Annotated in this window: 3 protein-coding genes; all 3 read left to right on the top strand. The window is 47.4% G+C overall.

Annotated features, from left to right (window positions below):
- Window positions 1-81 precede the first annotated feature (81 nt).
- The 3 genes from tnpA (at window position 82) to tnpC (ending at window position 2,620) form a co-directional block, all read left to right on the top strand.
- On the top strand, window positions 82-546 hold the full coding sequence (gene tnpA, locus D7V32_RS16850) for an IS66-like element accessory protein TnpA (RefSeq protein ID WP_120403923.1): 465 nt from the start codon (window positions 82-84) through the stop codon (window positions 544-546).
- Window positions 543-878 (top strand): IS66 family insertion sequence element accessory protein TnpB, encoded by a 336-nt coding sequence (tnpB, locus tag D7V32_RS16845; protein ID WP_120403922.1) that lies wholly within the window; start codon window positions 543-545, stop codon window positions 876-878. The genes tnpA and tnpB overlap by 4 nt, the downstream gene beginning before the upstream one ends.
- Window positions 879-952: 74 nt before the next feature.
- Window positions 953-2,620 carry an IS66 family transposase gene (gene tnpC / locus D7V32_RS16840; RefSeq protein ID WP_120403921.1) on the top strand — a complete coding sequence of 556 codons (1,668 nt, stop codon included), beginning with the start codon at window positions 953-955 and terminating at the stop codon, window positions 2,618-2,620.
- The last annotated feature ends 31 nt before the right edge of the window (window positions 2,621-2,651 follow it).

The following is a 2,651-nucleotide window of genomic DNA, read 5'->3' as shown; positions in this document are numbered from 1 at the left end:
GTAAGCATCCGCTGAACCCCACTTTTTCTCACTCATTAATACCGCGATAGTGTCCACTAAAATTTAAGTGGACACCTATTTATGGATTTAAAGACAGTTATATACAGTGCACCAACTATAGACAGTGCACCAACTATAGACAGTGCACCAACGCTAAAGAAGCCCCGTCGAACCTTCACGGCTGAATTTAAACATCAACTTATTCAGCAATGTCTGCAGCCAGATACATCGGTGGCCAAGGTAGCAATCCAACATCAGATCAATGCCAATCTGTTGCATAAATGGATTCGCCAGTTCAGATCAATGCTCCCTGCATTAACAACCCAATCCAGTGTGCAGGTCGACTTTCTTCCCATTGTGCTGCCTTCGACTCCAGTCAAACAAGAAGTACCTCCGCCACCTGTGCCGGAGAAGAAAGCTTTCGCTCATATCAGAATTCCACTGCATAAGGAACAATGTTCCGCAAGAGATCAGGTGATCGAAATCGAATGGCCAGTGGAGTATGCAACTGAATTACTGTTGCTGATCCAGGGTTTGACTCAATGATCCGTATTGATGAAATCTGGCTTTCTACCCAGCCGATGGATATGCGTGCAGGGATGGATACTGCCATGGCGCAGATTATGAAAGCCTTTGGCTCGATCAAACCGCATTGCGCCTACCTGTTCTGTAATAAACGTGGTCATCGTATGAAAGTGCTGGTACATGATGGGTTGGGTATCTGGCTGTGTGCCCGGCGGTTGGAACAGGGTAAATTTCACTGGGCTCAGCTGCATCAGGGTGAAACCGTAGCCCTCAGTCCAGAACAGTTACAGGCACTGATCCAGGGTTTGCCCTGGCAGCGCATTGGACGACAGCAGGTGGTCACTATGCTCTAAACTAGACGAGTGCATTCTGCTATTCTCCAAACGTTCTATTTCATTCTTGTCATGACCTCAGGCATACTGCGGTCATGAATACGCTGCCTGACTTAAGCCAACTGAGCCATGAACAACTGCTGGAATTTACCCGGCAGTTGGCGATGCAGCATCAACAACTCGCAGAAGATAAACAACAATTAGACGTTAAAGTTCAAAATCTTGAAGTATCAAACCAACAATTGGATGCCAAAGTCCAACAGCTTGCGGTATCAAATCAGCAACTCGATTCAAAAGTTCAACACCTCTCTGTTCTCACGCAAAAATACGAGCATGAACTGGCGCTGTTTAAAAAGCACAAATTCGGCAGTAAAAACGAACATCTCACTGCCAAACAAATCAGCCTGTTAGATGAAGCAGTTGAAGAAGATATCGCAGCAGTCGACCTGGAACTGGAACGGCTGAATGCAGATAAAACGGATGCAGCTACACAGAAAGCCACAGTCAACAAACCTAAACGTCGACCGCTACCGGATCACCTGTCAACCCTCCGTATCGAGCATGAACCTGCATCAACGCAATGCAGTTGTGGCTGCCAGTTACGTCGTATCGGCGAAGATATCAGTGAAAAACTGAATTTCAGACCGGCACAATTTTATAAAGAACAACATGTGCGTGGCAAATGGATCTGTGATCAGTGTGACACCCTGACTCAGCAAGCGATGCCAGCCTATGTGATTGATAAAGGCATTGCTAGCCCTGAACTGCTTAGCCATGTGCTGGTATCCAAGTATGCCGATCATTTACCCTTGTACCGTCAGCGCCTGATCTTTCTACGCGCAGGTGTTGATCTGTCGAGATCCACGTTATCTGACTGGATTGGCCGCTGTGGTGTGGAACTTGAACCTTTGGCCAATGCTTTAAAGCAGGTGGTGCTGCAACAGCAAGTGATGCATGCCGATGAAACAGCGGTCACCATCATGCAGCTTGGTGATGATGAGAAAAAACCAAAGAAAGGTTATGTCTGGGCCTATGCTACGACACAATACAATCCAGTTCAGGCGGTGATCTATGACTTCCAGGATAGTCGTTCAGGTCAACATGCTGAAGATTTCCTGAAAGGCTGGCAAGGTTATCTGATCTGTGATGATTATAGTGGCTATAAAGCACGCTTTAGATCAGGCCAGGTCATTGAAGTGGGCTGCATGGCGCATGCGCGTCGTAAATTCCATGAACTGCATGTGACCGGGAAAAGTCAGGTCGCTGAACAGGCCTTAGTGCTGATTCAGAAACTGTATGCTATAGAAGCAGAACTCAGAAAAGAGACCGACGGTACAGCAGAACACCGCCGCGAATACCGGCAACAGCATAGTCAAGCGGTCATGCAACAACTATATGAATGGCTCAACCAGCATCATCTGACGGTGCCATCGAGTTCTGCCACCGCCAAGGCCATCAATTACACTCTGAAGCGTTGGCCAGCCTTAAGCCGCTATCTGGATGATGGCAATTTGCCAATTGACAATAATTGGGTTGAGAACCAGATGCGTCCCTGGGCATTGGGGCGTAAAAACTGGCTGTTTGCTGGCTCGCTGCGCAGCGGCCAGCGAGCGGCGAATATCATGACGCTGATTCAGTCAGCAAAGTTGAATGGTCTAGATCCGTATGCCTATTTAAGTGATGTGCTGAAAAGGTTACCGACACATAAAGTGACCCAAATAGAAGAATTACTACCACACCGCTGGAAACCTGAACCGAATTAAAAAATAGCTATGGGGTTCAGCGGACGCTTAC

It is taken from the genome of Acinetobacter tianfuensis, from assembly GCF_003611465.1.
GTDB lineage: Bacteria > Pseudomonadota > Gammaproteobacteria > Pseudomonadales > Moraxellaceae > Acinetobacter > Acinetobacter tianfuensis.
Note: the sequence above shows the minus strand (reverse complement) of the source record. Positions and strands in the feature narration are given on the sequence as shown.

Coding starts and splice junctions, on each gene's coding strand:
- tnpA (WP_120403923.1), top strand. CDS start 82: ATGGATTTAAAGACAGTTATATACAGTGCACCAACTATAGACAGTGCA.
- tnpB (WP_120403922.1), top strand. CDS start 543: ATGATCCGTATTGATGAAATCTGGCTTTCTACCCAGCCGATGGATATG.
- tnpC (WP_120403921.1), top strand. CDS start 953: ATGAATACGCTGCCTGACTTAAGCCAACTGAGCCATGAACAACTGCTG.